An 18,271-nucleotide genomic window follows, 5' to 3' on the forward strand; every position below is an offset into this window, starting at 1 on the left:
CGGTCGCCAGTGGCCGCCGCAAGCGACGACCGGGACCTTCGGCCCAAGGTACCGATGGGCGCTCGGTCGTGGGTGTCGCCCCTTGAGATTCTCAGCCGGCTCTCAGCTCGATTGCGTCGGGCGATGCCGTTACTCGTCGATCACCCGGTTGCGGAGGACGCCGATGCCAGGAACTTCGAATTCGATCTCGTCGCCCGCAACCAGCCAGCGCGGCGGGTCGTGCGAGCCGCCAGTGCCTTCGGGCGAACCTGTGGCGATGACATCGCCAGGTTCGAGCGGCATCACCCTTGACAGGTAAGAGACGATCTCGGCAACCGAGAAGATCATCTCGCTGGCGCCGGCCCGCTGGCGTTCCTCGCCGTTCACCCGGCAGATCACCTCCAACTCTGCGGGGTCGGCGATCTCGTCGGCGGTCGTGATCCAGGGGCCCATCGAGCCGGAGCGATAGAAGTTCTTGCCGGCGGCCACGCTGTGGCGTTGCCAGTCGCGCACCGAACCGTCGTTCAGCATCGAGTACCCGCCGACGTAGTCGAGAGCGTCAGACACCTCGATGTGGCGCCCGGGTCTGCCGATCATCACTGCCAGCTCCACTTCGTAGTCGAACTGGATCGACACAGACGGCCGTACGAGATCCTCGTCGTGGGCCACCAGCGTGCCGGGCGGCTTGTTGAAGTACACGGGCTGCGCGGGGGGTTGCACGTTGCCGCCCAGGGGATATTTCTTGTGGTAGTTGGCCCCTGCGCACAGCATGCGTGCACCGGGATCGACCGGCACGGCAAACGCGATCTCGTCCCAGGCCACCGAGACAGGTGTCCCCGAGAGTGCCGCCGGATCAACCATCGCCGCGGCGATCGCGCGGCCGATGGAAGCGATCGGCCCGCCGCCTGCATCCATGCCGTCGAGCTGGGCCACGCCGTCGGCGGATGCCATGCCGACGTGAGATGAACCGTCACCGGCAAGGGTGTAGCGCAGCAGTTTCACGGCGCGTCACCGTACTGGTTGCGCGCCGTCCGACTCTGGGGTCGGTGAGCGTGGTAGCTGCGCGTCGGCGGCTCAGTCGCTCGCCGTTCGGCGCAAGGGTTCGCCGCCGGCGGCGCGAATCGTGCCCTCGAACCTGTCGAGGTCGGTGCCGTTCACATGGCCCGTCCAGGGTTCGCCGACACCGCTCTCGTCAAGAGACGGCTCGACGGACACCTCCACCCGGGGGCTGTCGGTGCGCAGCACCAGCGTGGCATCGCTGCCCGAACTCCAGCGAGCCACGACGACCGCTCGACGGAAGCTGATGTCGGCCAGCACGAGACCGTCGTCGGTGGCCGCCAGCAGGCGATGCACGTTGAACAGGAGCTGGTGCGCGACTACTGCCGCCACGATCACCAGCCAGCCGATGCCCCACGCAATCGCCAAGCCGGCTCCGAGGGCGAATGCGGCGACCCGCACGATCATGATTCGTCGGTGTGCTCGGGCGGTCTCGGTGTCGGTGACGACCACGGCACTGCGCACGCCGACACCCAGCTCGCCGAGCAGCTCCACCGCCCGTTCGAGGGCCCGGTCTGACGGATTCATGACGCGCGCGTCACGGCGATTCCGGCGGCAGGTCACCCAGCGAGATGAAACCGTCGGCGTTGGAGATCTGCTGTGCAACGGCGAGCAGGAGACGCTCGCCTCCGTGCGCCGCGTGCAGCTGCACACCCAGTGGCAGCCCGTCGGCGTCGACCGCAGTCGGCAGCGAGATGGCCGGCTGCCCGCTGACGTTGGCCTGGTTCACGAAGGCGGCCAGCTCGGCGATCCGTCGGGCGCCGTCGGCCGGATCGGCCAGGTAGCCGAGGGGCGGCGTCACGTCCGCGAGCACGGGGGTCATCAGCAGGTCGAAGCCGTCGCCCTCTGGCGTGTTCGTCCCGGTGGGGGCATCGGCGTTCCAGAACGCCATGACGCGCCTGCGCCAGCGAGCGAGCTCCTCGAGCGCTTGCACATACATGGATGCAGGCAGCGATGCGCCCAGCTCCGCCGACCACCAGTTGGCGGGCTCGACATCGTCGGATGTCATCGGGCGTCCCAGCCGTTCTTCCCACCCGGCGAGCTCGGTTGCCATGCCGACCGTGCGCACCACAATCGTGTGGTCGGCGAGTTCGGCGCTGAACCAGCCGTCGGGCGCCGTGTCTGGCTCGATGCGGTGGCCGAGCCGGGCGAGCAGGTCGGCCGCCTGTTCGACAGCTCGTCGTACCGGCGGGCTCGCACGTCCGGGACTGCCCGTCGACACGGCGATGCGCAGCGGCGGCAGCGGGACGGTCAGCGCGCCGGCAAACGACTCGTCGGGGCCAAGCGGGGGAGCGATGTAGGGATCGCCCGGTGCGGGGCGGCTGATGATGTCGAGGCACCGTGCGGCATCGCGCACCGTCCGCGTGAGCATGCCGTCCACTGCAAAGCCGCCGCGGTGTTCGCCGAGGCGCGGCGCGGTCGAGGCCCGGCCCCGGGTCGGCTTCAGCCCCACCAGGCCGCACGCAGCCGCGGGAACGCGGATCGAGCCGCCGCCGTCGTTGCCGTGTGCGACCGGCACGATGCCTGCCGCAACGGCGGCCGCCGAGCCGCCGCTGGAACCACCGGGCGAGCGGCCGAGCGACCACGGGTTGGCCGTCGGGCCGTAAGCATCCGGCTCGGTGGTGATGGTGGTACCGAACTCGGGCGTGTTCGTGCGCCCCACCGAGACCAACCCGGCGCCGCGCAGCAGGCCGTAGAGGTGGCTGTCGAGCGAGCCTCGCCAGCCCAGGTCCACCAGGAAACGGGCGCCGGCGTGGTGAAACTCACCGGCCTGCTCGCAGCCGAGGTCTTTGATCGCCATGGGCACGCCGTCGAACGGCACGCCGGTGTCCGACATGTCGCCGAGCGCATCGCCGTCGGCCCGTCGCCGCGACCAGCGTTGCGCCGAGGCTTCCGCCTCGGCGAGCGCCCGCTCGGGGCGGGGATGGATGACCGCGTTCAACGCCGGATGCAGTCGCTCCATCCGTTCGAGCGCAGCCTGCATCGCCTCAGTGGGGTCGGCCTCGCCTGTGGAGAATGCCTGCGCCAGCGCCGTGGCGTCGGTGAAGCGGTGGTCAGCAGACATGTCCCCGCTTCTCAGCCTCTCGACTTCTCAGCAGCCGGGGATCATGCGCCGCCGGCCCACAGACTCGGCATGCGGCCCGCCCACGGGGCCGCCCGCTCGAGCTGGCCGGCCAGCGAGAGCAGCATCTCCTCGCTGGCGTGCGCGCCCACGAACTGCACGCCTATGGGCAGATTTCCTGAGAACGTGCGCGCATTGGTGCGCCTTCTCGTCGAGTCACCTGTTGCTTCCCGCTCCTGTTCGCTGCGCTCACGGGCCGCTCGGGCCCCGGCTTCGCCGTTCGGCTCAGCCTCTGGCGCCCAATGCAGGGGCACCGACATCGCCGGCTGGCCGGTCACGTTGAACTGCGGGGTGAACTGCAGCAGGTCGTTCAGCCGGCCGCGGCCGGTTTCGGGATTGCGCAATTCGCCGAGGCGAGGCGGCGGCTCGGCCATGATCGGCGACACCAGCACATCGTGGTCAGCCCACCAGGCAGCGAGCCGCCGTGTCCAGGCATGGCACCACTCGAGCGCCGACACGTACTGCGCCCCGCTGACCTCGCGCCCGATGTTCATGAGCGCCCACGTATCGCCTTCCATATCGGCACGGCTCATGTGCCGGCCCAAGACCTCTTCGAAGCCAGCAAGCATGACGACGTTCTGCGCGGACACGATCGTGCGAAAGTGCTCGAAGAACTCTGCGTGGAACAGCTCGGCAGGCGCTGAATAGCTGACGTGGTGTCCGAGGCTCTCCAGCAGTCTGCCGGCGTTCTCGACCGCTTGGCTGCATGCGGCGTCCACCGGTCCCCAATCGGAGTGCGGGCACAGTCCGATCCGGAGCGTCCGCGGTTCGCGTGCCGCCGCGGACTCGAACGTGCCTGACGGCGGTGGTGCCCAGTAGGGGTCGCCGGGCCACGGCCGGCTGATGCCGTCGAGCACCCGGGCGCTGTCGCGCACGCTGCGGCTGACGACGCCGTCGACACTCCAGCCGGCCCAGCCGTCTCCCGAATCGGGACCCAGCGACACCCGGCCCCGGTTCGGCTTCAGCCCGAACAGCCCGCAGTTGGCGGCGGGCACACGGATCGAGCCGCCCCCGTCGTTGGCGTGGGCGATGGGCACAATGCCCGCGGCCACCGCCGCTGCGGACCCGCCGCTGGACCCGCCGGTCGAATGGCCGGTGTTCCAGGGATTGGCTGCCGGCCCATACGCCAGCGGCTCGGTGGTGATGGTGAGGCCGAATTCCGGAGTGTTCGTCCGGCCGAAGTTCACCAGTCCCAGCTCGGCGAACATCGTGGCGAGATGAGCGGTGCTCGACGCCGCGTACCCCGCCTCTTTGAGCGCGGCGTTGCCGGCGTGGTACGGCTGTCCCTGCGTCGTGCAGGTCAGGTCTTTGGTGAGGAATGGGACACCTGCCAACGAACCGCCGGTCTCGCCGGCGCTGCGTGCGGCATCGAGCTGTTCGGCCGCACGGCGGGCGCTGTCGTCGAGCCGTCCGATGATGGCGTTGATCTCCGGGTTCACCCGGTCTGCCCGGGAGGTGGCCTCGGCCAGCAGTTCGACCGCCGAAGCTTCGCCCGAGGCGAACAGCTCGGCGGTGGCTACGCCGTCAGGCAAGTTTCCGGCGGGTGATGTCTCAACCATGGGCGCAACGTAGTGCGGTTGCCGGCCGGGTGAGAGTTCGGGCTCAAGAGCTGAGGCCAGAGGCGAAACCGTTGGAGAGAACTTGCGTTCTCAAAAACTGTTGTTCTTAGAACTGTTGTTCGTTATTGTCGTGCCGTGGGTTTTACGAATCCGGGAATTCCCTGGACCGAGCTGGAGCGGCGGTTGTCCGACCGGCTGCCATTTCCCGGCCGGCCCGGTGAGGGCCGGCGCATCAAACACAGCTATGGCGAAAGCCTCGCTGCCGGCGGCGAGCGGGTCGGGCCTGTCGCCCGACCGCGGCCGGCGGAGCCCACGGTGCCGTATGCGGAGCTGCACGCTCATTCCAACTTCAGCTTCCTTGACGGGGCGTCGAGTCCGGGCGAGCTGGTGGACGAAGCAGTGCGGCTGGGGCTCGAAGCACTGGCGCTGACCGATCACAACGGGTTCTACGGGGTGGTCCGCTTTGCAGAGGCTGCCGCCGAAGCCGGGCTGCCGACGGTGTTCGGCACTGAGCTGACGCTCGACGCGTATGGCGCCGACGAGTTGACGCTCGACGCTCATGGCGCCGGCAGTTCGGCGCCCCCCAAGCGCAGGCGAGTGCCGCGGGTACGTCCTGAGCGCACCGGATGTGCCGACCCCGTGGGCTCTCATGTGGTGGTGCTGGCCCGCTCGCCGGCGGGGTACGCCGCGCTGGGCGAGTTGATCTCGGCAGCGCAGATGGCGGGCCGCAAGCACGCTCCGCGCTTGAGCACCGGCGAATTCCTCGCAGCCGCAGCGGCACACCGCGACGAGTGGGCGATCCTCACCGGGCACCGCAAGGGCGCTGTTCCCGCAGCGCTCATGGCCGAAGGAAGGAGTGGCGGGCCACGCGCTGCAGCCGCTCAACTCGACCGTCTCATCACCGCAGCCGGCCGTCACAATGTCTTCGTCGAGCTGTGGGACCACGGCCACCCGCTCGATAGCGACCGCAACGACGCGCTGGCTGAATTGGCTGTGCGAGCCGGTGTCGAGCCGGTCTGTACCAACGGCGTCCACTACGCCACCCCCGCCGGGCGGCGGCTGGCTGTCGCTCTGGCCGCGGTGCGAGCCCGGCGCAGCCTCGACGAGCTGGATGGCTGGCTGCCGCCAGCAGCGACAGCGCACGTGCGATCCGGTGCCGAGCAGGCCCGTCGGTTCGCCCGCTGGCCGGGTGTGGTGAGTACTGCTGCGCAGCTCGGTCGCGACTGCGCATTCGATCTGTCGCTGGTTGCGCCCAACCTGCCGCCGTACCCCTGTCCCGACGGTCACGACGAGATGTCATACCTGCGGCACCTCGTGGCTCAGCGGGCACAGTGGCGGTACGGCACCCCTGAGAGCGAGCGGGTGCCGGGGGCGTGGGCGCAGCTCAATCACGAGCTCGACCTCATCGAACAGCTCGGCTTCGCCGGTTACTTCCTGGTGGTGTACGACATCGTGTCGTTCTGCCGTAGTCGCGACATCTACTGCCAGGGTCGCGGCTCGGCCTCGAACTCGGCGGTCTGCTACGCGCTCGGTATCACCAATGTCGACTCGGTCGATCTGGGGCTGCTGTTCGAGCGCTTCCTGTCGCCCGAGCGCGACGGGCCGCCCGACATCGACATCGACATCGAGAGCGGTCGCCGTGAGGAAGCCATCCAGTACGTGTACGAGCGCTACGGCCGTGCTCACACGGCGCAGGTGGCGAACGTCATCACCTACCGGGCGCGCTCGTCGGTGCGCGACATGGCCCGGGCCCTGGGCTGGGAGCCCGGCCAAGCCGATGCCTGGTCGAAGTCACTGGACAGGTACAGCCCGCTGCCCACCTCGAACGGTGCATCGAACGGGTTGGCGGCCCAGCCCCATCGGGCAGGCCGGCCCCGTGCACGCGACTGGCGCGACGCCGGGCCTGAGCCGACAGGCAACGGGTCCAACCCGTCCGGCCCCAGCCAGTCACAGCACAATGAGGCCGGCATTCCCGCCAACGTGGCAGAGCTGGCCGCTGCGCTCGAAGGGGCGCCGCGCCACCTCGGTATCCACTCGGGCGGCATGGTCATCTGCGACCGGCCGGTGACCCATGTCTGCCCCACCGAATGGGCCACCAAGGCAGACCGCTCGGTGCTGCAGTGGGACAAGGACGACTGCGCAGCAGTCGGGCTGGTGAAGTTCGACCTGCTCGGGCTGGGAATGCTGTCGGCCCTGCACCACGCCGTCGACCTGATTGCTGATGCGCATCACACGAACGTCGACATCGGCCTGCTGCCCCAGGAAGACGAGGTCTACGACATGCTCTGCCGCGCCGACAGCATCGGCGTCTTCCAGGTGGAATCACGCGCCCAGATGGCCACGCTGCCGCGGCTGCGCCCCCGCTGCTTCTACGACCTGGTGGTAGAGGTGGCGCTCATCCGCCCCGGGCCCATCCAGGGCGGCTCGGTGCATCCCTACATCCGGCGCCGCAACGGCGAAGAGCCGATCACCTACCTGCACCCCCTGCTGGAGAACTCGCTCGCCAAGACGCTGGGCATCCCGCTGTTCCAGGAGCAGCTCATGCAGATAGCCATCGACGTCGCCGGGTTCACACCCGCCGAGGCCGACGAGCTGCGTCAGGCCATGGGTTCCAAGCGGTCCCGCGAGCGGATGGGCCGCTTGCGCGAGCGCCTGTTCAGCGGCATGGCCTCCCGGGGGCTGGTCGGCGATGTGGCCGAGCGGGTTTGGGAGAAGATGGTCGCCTTCGCCGACTACGGCTTCCCCGAGAGCCACTCGGTGTCGTTCGCTCACCTGGTGTATGCCTCGTCGTGGATCAAGCTGCACTACCCGGCAGCGTTCTGCGCAGCGTTGCTGAACGCGCAGCCGATGGGGTTCTACTCGCCGCACTCGCTGTGCCAGGACGCTCGCCGTCACGGGGTGGTGGTGCATTCGCCCTGCATCAACCTGTCCTCCGAGACAGCCACGCTGGAGCCGTGCAATGCCTCTACCGGCGGGATGGCTGTGCGGCTGGGGCTGTCATCGGTTCGGGAAGTGGGCGATGAGCTTGCTGAGCGGATCGCCGTCGGTGGCTCCTACAGCAGCATGGAAGACCTTCAGCGCCGAGCCGAGCTGAGCCTGCAGGCGCTGGAGGCGCTTGCCGCCGCTGGAGCGTTCGACTGCTTCGGGCTGCCGCGGCGCGAAGCACTGTGGGCGGCCGGGGCTGTGCACCAGGGAGGCTCAGACCGGCTCGCGGGGGTCGTGACCGGTGCTGAGTCACCGCCGCTGCGGCGCATGTCAGCAACCGAGACCGCTGCCGCGGACCTGTGGGCCACCGGGGTAGCCCCCAACGGGCATCCGACGAGGTTCCTGCGAACCGAGCTGGCCGCTGCCGGCGTTCGCACTGCTGCGGAGCTGCTTACGTGCCCACCGGGCAAGATCCGCGTTGCCGGCTTGGTGACGCACCGCCAGCGACCCATGACGGCCGGCGGCACGACGTTCCTGAATCTCGAGGACGAGACGGGCTTGGTGAACGTGGTGGTGTCGCGGGGATGCTGGCAGCGGTACCGCTCGGTTGCGCGCGACGTGCCCGCGCTGATGGTGTCAGGCCGCCTCGAGCGCCATGAGAACGTGGCGAACGTGATCGCCGAGAGAATCGAAGCTCTCGATGTGCCTGCTTCGGTGGGCAGCCGCGACTTCCGCTAGCTAGGTACCGGGTCAGCCCAGCGGGCGGCCGAAGGGCAGATCGTCCTGCCACGTTCGCAGAAAGGCCTCGGCTCGGTAGCAGGCGGCCATGAACGGCCCGTCGTCGTGGTCGGCGGTTTCGGACATGACGGCGTTCACCGTGTCGGCCGTCGCCGAACGCAGGTCGTCGTGTGTGAGCACAGGATCGGCCCACCAGCCCAATGCCGGACCCGCGGCAGCCACAAAGTCGGCCGCAACCGGCGTGCCCGCTGCGCGCAGCACTGCGAGGGCCTTGGATGACACCGCGGCGGACGAGAAGGCGACCACCGGCGTAGAACCGGCCATGGACGCGCCATCGCCCGACATCGCACCGGGCTTCGAGCCGCAGAACAGCACGTCGACGTCGTCTTTCCAGACCGTCCACGGTTTGGCCGGCTCGTTGTCTCCCGACAGCGTTGCCACACACATCTCGCCGTCTGCCAGCCAGGCCTCCGCAAGTGCCACCGGGTCGAGCTGGCCATTCGCACAACCCTTCGCTGTGGATATGCGCGCGATGCTCGCCCCTGCCGCGGCGGCTTCTCGTGCGATGCCCAACCCTGCCGGTCCGAATCCCTCGATCGCGATGTGCTTACCGTCGAGACCGCCGAGCAGGCCGGCTGCCGCTGCAGCAGCCCCGACGCCGATGAGCTCGTGGTTGAACGAGATGCCGTCGCGATCGTCGTTGCCGATGAGATTGCGCTGGTCGTGGGCCAGCACCGGTGCCAGCAGCTCAGCATCAAGCCGCAGACCCGGGCTGGTCGAGAGGCGCCCGCTGGAGAAGTCGTCGGCTAACTCGTCCGCCAGCGCCTCCACGGCCCCGGTGGCATCGGTGGGGTCGGACTTCAGGCCGATGCTGGCGCCGCTGCGCTGCTGCTCCAGCGTGGCGAAGACATAGGTCAGATGCCGGACCAGCATCGTCGCGTTGCCGGGGATGAGGCGGCTGCCGAGGCGGGCCTCCCCGACGTAGTGCTGGGCGCCTGGCAGGTCGAAGATGACGAAGCCGGGTGTCGATTCGAGCTGGCGGGTCTCCACGGGCTCAGTCTGCCACCGACCGCCCGGCACGCCCCGGGCACAGCTGCAGGGCCACGTCGGGTGAGGTCCGCGTCGTGCCTAGCCTTGACGGCGGTGCGACGAGTGGCGATATGTCTGTGCGCAGTGCTGCTGGCTGCTGCATGCGGCGGCGACGATGCGTCAGCACCCGCCGCGACTGACGCCGCTGCTGCAACGACGACACCGATCGGTGCTGCACCCGACCGGACGCAGGTGTCCGGCACAGCCTTGCCGCAATTCGAGCAACTGGAAGACGACCCCGCTGTCGGCCGGCAGGCGCCCTTGGTTGTCGGCGCGGATCTGCTCACCGGTGCCGAGGTTCGCATCGAGAACCAGGGGCGCCCGATGGTGGTGGCCTTCTACGCCCACTGGTGCCCGCATTGCCAGAACGAGGTCGAGGACCTCACCGGCTGGCTGGAGACGAACGAGCTGCCCGCTGGCGTGGACTTCTACGCGGTGTCGGTGCTCGAAGACGCCACACGCGGCAACCACCCGCCCGACCAGTGGCTGCGTGACGAAGGCTGGCAGCACCCCGTCGTGGCCGACACGCCGGCGATGTCGGTCGTTGACGCATTCGGCCTGGTGTCGGTGCCGTACCTCGTCGCCGTCGATGCCGGCAACGAAGTGGTGCTGCGGTTCGCCGGCAACATCCCAGGCGGCGCGCCCGAGCTGGCGGCCTTCTTCACCACACTGCTTGAACCAGCCTCATAAAGGACCCGAATGGCGCGACACAGATGCCATAGCGGGCGCACTAACGCGCGCATTCACCGGTGAGGCTGCCACCCTTGGCATATGGCCGAGGGCGATTCCGCGCCGCGGCGCTCGTCGAAGCGCGCTCCCAGCCATGCCCCTCGCGCGCCCGGGAGGACCCCGCACATCGCGCAAACTAGGCGGATTCGCCGCGAAAGCACCAGGTTTCGCCGCGAGAGCCTCCGGCTGGGTCGTGAGAGTGTCCGACTCGCTGGTCGGGCCGGGGCGTTCGGACGAACCCGCGTGCTCCGCCCTGTACGCCGGCTGCACCCGCTGGGCTTCCTGCGCGGGTTGTTCGGCCCCGACGCCACAGGGGCCCGCCAGAGCCTCACCGCCCTTGCCGTCAGCAGCCTGACCGCCACGGCGGCGGGCGTGCTGCTCGCGGCGGTCACCGGCACGCTTGAGCGCCTGCCGGGCCTGCTCGTGCTGGTGCCTGCGGCTATCGGCATGCGCGGCGACATCTTCGGCGCGCTGGGCAGCCGCCTCGCAACGACCATTCACGCAGGCACGTTCCGGGCCACTGCCCGAAGCGACACGATCGTGGGTCAGAACGTCATTGCGGCTGCCGTGCTGACGCTGGTGACCGCTGTGGGTCTCGGCGTCATGACCAACGTGCTGGCACCGGTATTCGGCCTATCCGACATCATCGGGGTCACCGACCTCATCGTGGTCTCGGTCGTCGGCGCCCAGCTCGCCTCCATCGTTGTGCTCGTTGTCACGCTCGGGCTCGCAGCCAGCTCTACCCGACGCGGCTGGGACCTCGACAACGTGAGCGCGCCGCTCATCTCGGCAGTCGGCGATGCGGTCACGCTGCCGGCGCTGTTCTTGGCCAGCTATCTCGTGGGCATCACCGTCCTCACGCCGCTCCTCGCGATCGCCAGCGTTGTCGGAGCTGCCGCGGCCATGTTCTGGGCGTGGCGTTCGGGGCTCGAGCAGCTCTGGCAGATCCTGCGAGAATCGGTTCCGGTCCTGGGCTTGGGCGGGCTGCTGCTCATCGTGGCCGGAGTCGTGATCGAGCACCGCCTCGAGGACTTTGTCGACAAGCGGGCGGTGCTCATCTTGGTGCCCGCATGCCTCGCTGCGGCGGGTGCCATCGGCTGCATCCTGTCGAGCCGGCTGTCGACCAAGCTGCATCTCGGCGTCATCGAGCCCCGAGCGCTGCCGCAGCGCGGCGCCCGCCTCGACATGCTGTTCGCCTTCGCCCTGACCGTGCCCGTCTTCGTGCTCAACGGCCTGCTTGCCAGCGCCTTCGGCACGCTCTTCTCGCTCTCGACGCCAGGACTGCTGCGGCTCGTGGCCATCTCGCTCATCGGCGGCATGATCGCGACAGCGCTGGCAGGTGTCATCGCCTACTACGGCACGGTCGTGGCCACGCGCATCGGTGTCGATCCCGACACCTACGGCATCCCGCTCGTGAACAGCACCGTTGACCTCGCGGGCGCCGCCGCGCTCGTGCTCGCCGTGAGCTGGGTGGGCTTGTCGTGACCGCTGCTGTAGAGCGCCGTCGTGGCCGTCGGTGTGCGTGCGGTTGTATTCGCCTTGTTCGCCCTCGTGCCGCTGTGCCTACGCTTAGTGCGGCGGCACTACGTGTCCCCAAGCTGAATGGAGCTCGTCGCGCCGCTGGCTGACGATCTGAAATGCGATCAGACCCCGAAGACAAACCCCGAAACCTCAAGTCCATGCTCTCGGAGGCCAAAGACGCCTCAGAGCTCATGGTCGATCTGGCCTATGCCGCGCTCTACTTCGACGACGAAGGCATGGCAGATGCCGTGCTGGGCCTCGAGGTGGACATGTCGGCTCTCGTGCACGAGATGCGGTCGCTGGCGATGCTGGCCGTGCGCCACCCCCGCGAGGTGGACGGCATGAGCTCGGTGCTGCAGGTGGTGTCGTCGATCGAGCAGATCGCCAACGCCGCAGTGGACATCTCCAAGATCGTGCTGCATCACCTGGGCATCCCACGAGCCCTCATCGTGGACTTGGCCCAGGCGGCCGAGGTCTCGCACCGGCTGGTCGTGGCCGCCGGCAGCCACTTGGCGAATCGGCCGCTGCGCGACATGGAGCTGCCAGTGGCGGTCGGCATGCGGGTGGTGGCCATCCAGCGGGGTCGCCACTGGCTGACCGATGTCGGCGGCGACAGCATTGTGGAGCCTGGCGACGTGCTGTTCATGCGTGGCGACCCGGCAGGCATCGTCCGGCTGCGGGAGCTTGCCGCGATGGAGCGCTGGAATCCGCCCGAGCCCGACGACGACCATGCGCTCAGCGACCTCGACCGAGCGGTGGACACCTTGGTGGAGATGAAGAACCTCTCCGAGGCAGCTATCGGGCTGGCCTATTCGGCACTCGTGCTGGACGACCTGTCGCTGGCCCGAGAGGTGCGCTCGATGCAGGAGCGGCTCGACGGGATGAAGGCGTCTATGCAGACGTGGGTGCTGCGAGCGGCGGCCGATGTCGCCCAGGTGTCTGACGCGGACCCGGCGGGGCTGCGTGGTCTGCTGCACGTCGCCGAGGCGGCCGAGGACATCGGCGACCAGGCCCGCAACATCACCTCGCTCGTGCTCGAGGATGAGGACATTCACCCTGTGCTCGCGCTCGCGCTCGGCGACACCGACGATGTCGTCGTGCAGGTGCCGGTTGCACCCGGTTCACAGGCCGACGACTCGACGCTCGGGGCGCTCGGGCTGGCCGTGGATCCCGGCTATCACGTGCTGGCCATCCGCCGTGCTGCCAGCTACATCTACAACCCGCCTCGCACCGTGCGGCTGTGGGTGGGCGACGAGCTGATCGCCTCGGGTCCCGAGGAGGGTCGCGACCGCCTCGCTGCGATCTGCGGCTATTCCATGGACATCGACGAGGAAACCGGGCACATCGAACTCACGCCGGTCAGCTGACCGGCGGGCTTGTTGTCGGAGCCGCGGGACGGTCCGCTGGCACAGCGCTGGCGCTGCATCAGCGGACCGCCGAAGCCGACGGGTCGGATCCCGGGTTGTGCTGTGCGGGGACAACTTGGCAGCGTCACCTGCCGGTAATGACTGCCCCGCTCGTGTCGTCGCGTGGCCGTGCGGGATCCGATTCGGTCACCAGCAAACTTGGATTTTGTCGCCGCCGTCGCGGTAGATCGTGGACGTGTCGAACTTCGGGCCGTTTTCCCTGTAGACGTGTACCTGTACCCAGCCGGGGCCGTTGCGGTGGCAATCAACCCTAATGTTGTCGTACCACTTGTACTTGGGCGTAAAGCCGTCGTCGTCGGCGGGCACGTTTATCGTGATCGTGGCGCCATCGTCGATGAACGAGTTCTTGTTTGGCTGCGGGTGCGCTGCTCCGGTCTGGAGGACGAGCAGTCGGTACGGTTCGTAGTAGGCGCGGCCCGTCTGCACGCTGATGTAGGCGTTGTAGGGCGGAGTCTGCCCCGTCGAGCCGGACTGCCGCCGGACATACACCCAAGTGGGCGACATCGGGTGGTAGCTGTCGTCGTCGGTGATGGTGATGGTCTTTGTCGCAGCGCCGCCTGCCGGGTTGGTGTCGCGGATGATGACCTGCCGCTCGACGATGGTGTTGTCGTCGCACGGGCTTGCTTGCAGCCAGCCGTTCTTGGTGTTGATGACGATGCCGAGGACGCCCACATCGTCGCCGTGGGTGTACCGGTCCGATGTGCAGCCGTCCCGGTACGGCTTGGTGCCGTTGTGCGATGCCACGACATCGATGTCGAGGGTGATGGTCGAGTCGAAATCGCCGCAGCCGGCGGGAGTGTTGCTGAGCTTCACCTCGCGGTAGTCATCCTCGCCGATGCTGATGTCGCTGCTGTCCCAGCCGGTGCACGGCGTGTCGTTGTCGGAGATCTGCATGTACAGCACCGGGTTCGATCGCAGCCCGCCATTGTTGGCCGCCCAGATCTCGAACTGGACCTTGTGGTCGGCGACGACGCTGTCGTCCTCGACCGAACCGCGGACGGTTATGTGGTGTCCCGATGCCGAAGCCGCCTCGGTCCAGTTGATCGAGCCGCTGCACTCGCCGCCCCAGCGCGAGCCGACAGCATGTTGCACTACGTGCGGTGCAGTGCCGGTGTGCTGGCTGTCGTACCACAAGCCCAGCGAGTTGAGATACACATGGCTGGCGTGCGGCGTCTGGCCCTGGAGGTTGCCGCCGACTTGGACACGGGCGCACACATGCCGGGGTGAAAAACCGTTCGTCTCGCATGTCGTCTCCGTGCCGCGCACGATGATGTGTGAGAACGCGTCGCGGCCCTCACGAACCGTGACCGTGTCGCTGCCGCCGTTGCCGGCCCACTCCAGCGAGCACGCCACCTGGTCCTGTTGGCTCTCCTGTTGCAGCGAGTCCTGCTGGCTCTGCTGGTCTTGAGAGGACTGCTGCTGTTGCTGTTGTGTGTCCTGATCGGTGTCCTGTCCGTCCTCGTCGCCGGTGTCTGGGCCGTCGTCGGTTTCAGTTCCGTCGTCGGCTCCGGCACCCTCGTCGGTGTCTTCGGCGGCTTTTTCGGTGCATTTGAGCGCGTCGCCTATCGGCTGCCACCCTGTCCATGTCTTGCCGTTGCTGAACGTTTCCACATCCGCGGCGGTGATGGTGTCGTCGGTGACGTTGGCGGGTTTGGCGGGCAGGTTGTCGGCGCCGAGCGTGTTGAGGATGCGCCAGAACATCGGCGTCAGCGAGCCATGGCGGTCGTGCCAGTCGAACGCGGCGCGCGCCTTGCTGACGGCGTCAGCCGTGTCGCACGCCTCCGGCGCCGGATCGGCGCTCTCGCCGTCGCTGGTGTCTGAGCCGTCGTCGGTGTCTTCGGCGGCTTTTTCGGTGCATTTGAGCGCGTCGCCTATCGGCTGCCACCCTGTCCATGTCTTGCCGTTGCTGAACGTTTCCACATCCGCGGCGGTGATGGTGTCGTCGGTGACGTTGGCGGGTTTGGCGGGCAGGTTGTCGGCGCCGAGCGTGTTGAGGATGCGCCAGAACATCGGCGTCAGCGAGCCATGGCGGTCGTGCCAGTCGAACGCGGCGCGCGCCTTGCTTATGGCGTCAGCCGTGTCGCACGCCTCCGGCGCGGTGTCAGTCCCAGTACCGCCGTCTGCGCCGGCCACGGACGTGAACGGTGCGCCGAGCAACGTCGCCCCCAGCAGCGACGCCGTCAACAGCAGCACCAGCCAACGACGCATGGGCTTGTCTAGGCGATCTCTGACATTCCGCTGGGGGGGGGTATTCATCAGCAACCGACTCCTGCCTAGCGATTAGCCACGGGAGGGTACGGCATGAGTTGCAAACAGGCAATGGTCCGATGGAAGGGCCTGACGGGAAGCTGGGACACCGGCGCGGCGATCACCACCACAGGACAGCCGGACCAACCAGACCAGCCGGACCTGCGTCTGCCGGGCGTGAGCCTGCCCGTCATGGTTGGACAGGCTTTCGTCGGGACCATCATTGCCTCCGGTCAGCATCGTGCGTGCCCCGGTAGCTTGACCGCCGATGTCACAGGACACGGGACAGTCAGACACGGGACTGTCGATTCTCGCGGTGCATGCTCACCCCGACGACGAAGCGTCGAAAGGTGCGGGGACCGTCCGCCGGTATGCCGATGAAGGCATCCGCACCACGCTCGTGTGCTGCACCGGCGGCGAGGAGGGCGACATCCTGAACCCGGCGATGGACCGGCCCGAGGTGAAGGAAAACCTCGCCGAAGTCCGCCGCTCCGAGCTCGACGCGTCTGCGGTTGAGATCGGCTACGACGAAGTGGTCATGCTGGGCTATCGCGACTCGGGCATGCCCGATACCGAAGCCAACGCCCATCGAGACGCCTTCGCCAATGCTGACCTCGACGAAGCGGTCGCCAGGCTCGTGACCGTGATCCGCCGGGTGCGCCCGCAGGTCATCCTGACCTACCCGCTGGTGCAGTCGCGCTACCCGCATCCCGATCATCTGCAGGTCACCGCTATCTGCATCCCTGCATTCGCGCACGCCGGTGAACCGGCCTGGCGCCCCGAGTGCGGCCCCGCGTTCACGCCGATGAAGATGTATGCGCCGGTGTGGTCGCACAAGCGCATGAAGCTGATCCACCAGGCCTTCTTGGATCTCGGGCTTGAGTCGCCGTTCGACGAGAAGTGGCTGGGGCGACCCAGCCGGGACGACCGCATCACTGCGGTCATCGAGGTGAACAACGCGGTCCGGCGCAAGGCGCTGCTGGCTCATGCCACCCAAGTCGATCCGGACTCGCCGTTCTGGTTCGGCCTGCCCGACGACGTCGCCGACTCGATCCATCCCTACGAGGAGTACATGCTGCTCGAGTCGCGCATCGCGACCGAGCCGATGGAGCATGACCTCTTCGCAGGGCTGCGCCCATGAGCTTTCTCGACGACGAGTTCCTTGCGGCGTGGGCCGACGCCGGCCACGAGCCCTTGGGGAACGTGTCGGGCACCGTCGTGATGAAGACCGCTGGCGGCCCCGACGGCAAAGTCGCCGTGAGCCTGATCTTCGAATCCGGCGTGCTGACGTCTGCGTCTGCGGGGACCACCCGGGGTGCTGATCTGACCTTGGAGGCCCCGTGGCAGCTCGCCGCCGACGTGGTCTGCGGCGATGCCGATCCCGCCCGGTACTACATGGCCGGTGATCTCAAGGTCTCCGGCGACATGGCGCTCTGGCTGCAACTGCTGCCAGCCTGGCGCAATGCGGGTTCGCTGGGCTCGCCGGGCTGAGCAGAGCGGGGTTCCCTCAGCCGGCAACGGATCGCTGCAGCTGGCGCAGCGCTCGATATCCCATCAGCCGGATCCCGCTGCGTTCGATGTGGGCACGCAGCTCAGCGTTGTCACGCAAGTGGAGCAGGTCCTCCACCCGAGATCCCCATTGGGCGGTCAGCGATCGCAGCTCCGGCAGGTCGGCCGCCGGCTGCAGCTGCAATTCGGTCACTCCCGGCTCGAGCGAGTCGAGCAGCGCTTCGATCCGCCGGTACCGCCCCATGGCCCCGGGCGCGATGCGGAGTACCCGATCCGGGGTCACGACACCCTCGGAACCGAGCAGATCCTCAGCGGGGAATCCGAGCTGACGCCGGGCGTCGCTGGAGATCAGCCGCACCGGCAACCCGAACTCCACTGCCAGCTCCAGGTACACGTCGAAGAACTCGGGGCGCACGCTGAGCACGTCGAGGTGACTGTCGAGGTGCGTGACGTCGAAGCCCCACAGGATTGCCCGCTCGATCTGTGCCCGGCATTCCCGCCGGACTTCGTCGAGGTCGGCGTGGTCCCACACATCGCCCACCGTGCTGGGCATCCCGCCGTTGCCGTCGAGCAGCGACGGGCCGTAGGTGATCGGCCCCCACCGGTACAGCTCGAACTCGGCGTTCAGCGTGAGCGCGACCCCGATGTCCTCGCCCCGGAACCTCGCTGCTGCCTCGCGTGACCACGGGCACGGCACGAGCAGCGTTCCCGTGGTTGCCAGGCCGTCTCGCAGCGCGGCGTAGACGCCTTCGTTCATCGCGTGGCAGCCGCCGAGTCCGGCCGCGCTGATGATCAGCAGTCTGTCGTCGGGGCCGTATCCGAGCCGCTGGGACAGCGGTGCCACACCGACACGCTAATGGGCACCTTCGAGTTGCCGGTTCGGGCCGCCGCAGTCGGCCCAGATTCCCCGGCCGGCGGCGCGAGCGTCGGCTTGGGCCTCGTCGAGCACGGCCCGGTGCTCTGTGTTGGGCTCGAAGTGCATGGTGCCGGCGTAGCCGTCGAGCACGAGGTAGCGATTGACGAACAGGCCATCGGACGCCCGGTATACGTACGCCAGCAGCCGGTCATAGCGGTCATAGAGCTCTCGGTCGCGCTGCAGCAGCACCCCGGTGCCGGGCGGGAGCAGCTCTGCCGTCCGTCGGGTGGCCGCATCGCCGCCGCATTCGGCGGGCAGGTAGCCGCCGGTCTTCTCCGGGGTGTCGATGCCGAGGAACCTCACCGTCGTCCGGCGACCGCCGAGGTCGACGTCCATCGTGTCGCCGTCGATCACCGCCAGCACGACAGCGTTCGGCTCCAGCGCTGCCGCCTCGAGTTCCGATTCCGGAGAGTCTGCGGTTGCACTGCCATCGGCTGCCGCCGCCTCCGTGCCG

Annotated in this window: 14 protein-coding genes; 6 read left to right on the forward strand and 8 right to left on the reverse strand. The window is 68.3% G+C overall.

All coding sequences use genetic code 11. The features are described 5' to 3' along the window. Positions 1–129 precede the first annotated feature (129 nt). The 4 genes from ACOQPE_RS09425 to ACOQPE_RS09440 form a co-directional block, all read right to left on the reverse strand. Positions 130–981, reverse strand: a complete 852-nt coding sequence (locus tag ACOQPE_RS09425) for a fumarylacetoacetate hydrolase family protein (RefSeq protein ID WP_420608667.1) — start codon at positions 979–981, stop codon at positions 130–132. A gap of 72 nt (positions 982–1,053) precedes the next feature. Next, positions 1,054–1,563, reverse strand: coding sequence for a hypothetical protein (locus tag ACOQPE_RS09430; RefSeq protein WP_420608668.1), 510 nt, complete (start codon positions 1,561–1,563; stop codon positions 1,054–1,056). Between the two features lie 10 nt (positions 1,564–1,573). Beyond that, a complete protein-coding gene (locus ACOQPE_RS09435) occupies positions 1,574–3,100 on the reverse strand; it encodes an amidase (protein WP_420608669.1) in 1,527 nt (508 codons plus the stop codon). Positions 3,101–3,141: 41 nt separating this feature from the next. Continuing rightward, positions 3,142–4,716 carry an amidase gene (locus tag ACOQPE_RS09440; protein WP_420608670.1) on the reverse strand — a complete coding sequence of 525 codons (1,575 nt, stop codon included), beginning with the start codon at positions 4,714–4,716 and terminating at the stop codon, positions 3,142–3,144. A gap of 135 nt (positions 4,717–4,851) precedes the next feature. Between ACOQPE_RS09440 and ACOQPE_RS09445 the strand changes: the two genes are divergently transcribed. Then, positions 4,852–8,379 carry an error-prone DNA polymerase gene (locus ACOQPE_RS09445; RefSeq protein WP_420608671.1) on the forward strand — a complete coding sequence of 1,176 codons (3,528 nt, stop codon included), beginning with the start codon at positions 4,852–4,854 and terminating at the stop codon, positions 8,377–8,379. 12 nt (positions 8,380–8,391) lie between these two features. Here the strand turns inward: ACOQPE_RS09445 and ACOQPE_RS09450 are convergent, their stop codons facing one another. Beyond that, entirely contained in the window at positions 8,392–9,429 is a 1,038-nt protein-coding gene (locus tag ACOQPE_RS09450; RefSeq protein WP_420608672.1) for a hypothetical protein, read from the reverse strand. A 93-nt stretch (positions 9,430–9,522) separates the two neighbouring features. Between ACOQPE_RS09450 and ACOQPE_RS09455 the strand changes: the two genes are divergently transcribed. From ACOQPE_RS09455 to ACOQPE_RS09465, 3 genes are all read left to right on the forward strand, one after another. Continuing rightward, complete coding sequence (locus tag ACOQPE_RS09455) at positions 9,523–10,158, forward strand: TlpA family protein disulfide reductase (RefSeq protein WP_420608673.1); 636 nt, start codon at positions 9,523–9,525, stop codon at positions 10,156–10,158. Between the two features lie 282 nt (positions 10,159–10,440). Next, the gene (locus tag ACOQPE_RS09460) at positions 10,441–11,682 is read left to right on the forward strand and encodes a magnesium transporter (RefSeq protein WP_420608674.1); all 1,242 of its coding nucleotides are present in this window, start codon (positions 10,441–10,443) and stop codon (positions 11,680–11,682) included. 152 nt (positions 11,683–11,834) lie between these two features. Next, positions 11,835–13,085, forward strand: a complete 1,251-nt coding sequence (locus ACOQPE_RS09465) for a potassium channel family protein (protein WP_420608675.1) — start codon at positions 11,835–11,837, stop codon at positions 13,083–13,085. A gap of 186 nt (positions 13,086–13,271) precedes the next feature. Here the strand turns inward: ACOQPE_RS09465 and ACOQPE_RS09470 are convergent, their stop codons facing one another. Continuing rightward, positions 13,272–15,353 (reverse strand): hypothetical protein, encoded by a 2,082-nt coding sequence (locus ACOQPE_RS09470; RefSeq protein WP_420608676.1) that lies wholly within the window; start codon positions 15,351–15,353, stop codon positions 13,272–13,274. A 307-nt stretch (positions 15,354–15,660) separates the two neighbouring features. On the opposite strand from ACOQPE_RS09470, the gene ACOQPE_RS09475 reads away from it, so the two are divergent. Together ACOQPE_RS09475 and ACOQPE_RS09480 are read left to right on the forward strand one after the other, a co-directional pair. Next, the gene (locus tag ACOQPE_RS09475; protein WP_420608677.1) at positions 15,661–16,533 is read left to right on the forward strand and encodes a PIG-L family deacetylase; all 873 of its coding nucleotides are present in this window, start codon (positions 15,661–15,663) and stop codon (positions 16,531–16,533) included. Then, positions 16,530–16,883 carry an SCP2 sterol-binding domain-containing protein gene (locus tag ACOQPE_RS09480; RefSeq protein WP_420608678.1) on the forward strand — a complete coding sequence of 118 codons (354 nt, stop codon included), beginning with the start codon at positions 16,530–16,532 and terminating at the stop codon, positions 16,881–16,883. Before ACOQPE_RS09475 ends, ACOQPE_RS09480 begins: the two co-directional genes overlap by 4 nt. A gap of 16 nt (positions 16,884–16,899) precedes the next feature. Here ACOQPE_RS09480 and ACOQPE_RS09485 read toward each other — a convergent pair whose 3' ends face one another. Both ACOQPE_RS09485 and ACOQPE_RS09490 read right to left on the reverse strand, forming a co-directional pair. Then, on the reverse strand, positions 16,900–17,745 hold the full coding sequence (locus ACOQPE_RS09485; RefSeq protein WP_420608679.1) for a ChbG/HpnK family deacetylase: 846 nt from the start codon (positions 17,743–17,745) through the stop codon (positions 16,900–16,902). 9 nt (positions 17,746–17,754) lie between these two features. Beyond that, positions 17,755–18,180, reverse strand: a complete 426-nt coding sequence (locus ACOQPE_RS09490) for a thermonuclease family protein (RefSeq protein ID WP_420608680.1) — start codon at positions 18,178–18,180, stop codon at positions 17,755–17,757. Between the last annotated feature and the right edge of the window lie 91 nt (positions 18,181–18,271).

The sequence above is a fragment of the Candidatus Poriferisodalis sp. genome, assembly GCF_965219595.1.
Lineage (GTDB): Bacteria > Actinomycetota > Acidimicrobiia > Acidimicrobiales > Poriferisodalaceae > Poriferisodalis.

Bases quoted from the DNA above. Each gene is read 5' to 3' on its own strand.
- ACOQPE_RS09430 (WP_420608668.1), bottom strand. From the start codon at position 1,563: ATGAATCCGTCAGACCGGGCCCTCGAACGGGCGGTGGAGCTGCTCGGC.
- ACOQPE_RS09435 (WP_420608669.1), bottom strand. From the start codon at position 3,100: ATGTCTGCTGACCACCGCTTCACCGACGCCACGGCGCTGGCGCAGGCA.
- ACOQPE_RS09440 (WP_420608670.1), bottom strand. From the start codon at position 4,716: ATGGTTGAGACATCACCCGCCGGAAACTTGCCTGACGGCGTAGCCACC.
- ACOQPE_RS09465 (WP_420608675.1), top strand. From the start codon at position 11,835: ATGCGATCAGACCCCGAAGACAAACCCCGAAACCTCAAGTCCATGCTC.
- ACOQPE_RS09470 (WP_420608676.1), bottom strand. From the start codon at position 15,353: ATGCGTCGTTGGCTGGTGCTGCTGTTGACGGCGTCGCTGCTGGGGGCG.
- ACOQPE_RS09475 (WP_420608677.1), top strand. From the start codon at position 15,661: ATGTCACAGGACACGGGACAGTCAGACACGGGACTGTCGATTCTCGCG.
- ACOQPE_RS09480 (WP_420608678.1), top strand. From the start codon at position 16,530: ATGAGCTTTCTCGACGACGAGTTCCTTGCGGCGTGGGCCGACGCCGGC.